The 874-nt window shown below is 73.6% G+C and carries 1 pseudogene; it reads left to right on the top strand.

The features are described 5' to 3' along the window. Positions 1–73 precede the first annotated feature (73 nt). Positions 74–874: pseudogene (locus ACNPM4_RS17945) on the top strand (CHAT domain-containing protein); the annotation flags it as partial.

The following is an 874-nucleotide window of genomic DNA, read 5'->3' as shown; positions in this document are numbered from 1 at the left end:
GGGCGGCCCGACTTGGTGTTCGGCCTGCATCCGCGCTCTTCCGCACGGGCGCTGGGCAGGGCATTCTGGACGGATGCCCCTGTCCGCCAACGAGCTGCACCGGCGCGGAGTCGAGGCGGCGAACGCGAGACGGTTCACGCAGGCGCGGCGCGCGCTCGACACGGCATCCGCCCGCACCGACGATCCCGACCTGCGCGCCCGCATCGACGGCACGACCGCCTACGTGCTCGCGCAGACCGGGCAGCCGGCGGCCGCCGAGCAGCTGTGCCGCGACGCCCTCCGCCGCTCCGGGCTGCGCGCCGAGACGATCGCCGTGCTCAGCGGTCAGCTCGGCGTGCTCCTCATGCACGCCGGCACGCTGGCGGCGGCCGAGGTCGAACTCAGCCGTGCCATCGACACGTTCACCGCGATCGGCGACGAGACCACCGAGCTCGCGAACTGCCTGATGAACCGCTCGGTCGTGCGCATGCAGCAGCGCGAGCTCGACACGTGCATGGAAGATCTGCGGCGCGCGGTGGCCGTGTACGAGGCGAACGACGACCAGGAGCCGCTCGCCGAGGCGCGGCACAACCTCGGCTACGCGGCGCTGCTCGGCGGAGACCTCGTCAGCGCACTCACCCTCATGACCCGCTCCCGTCCGACGCTCGCCGCGATCAGCGACCTGGCCGCCGCGATCAGCGACCTCGACCGCGCGGAGGTTCTTCGCGACGCCGGCCTGACCACAGAGGCGGAGACCCTGCTGGGTCGGGTCGCCGCGGAGTTCGGCGCGCAGCGGATGCAGCAGGCCAGGGGGGAAGCCGAGTTCCACCTCGCGCGCTCGCTGCTGCGCCACGATCCGGCTGCCGCCGAGCGCACGGCCCGCACGGCGACACGG

The organism is Microbacterium umsixpiens (genome assembly GCF_053543675.1).
This window is presented reverse-complemented; position numbering and strand designations above follow the sequence as displayed.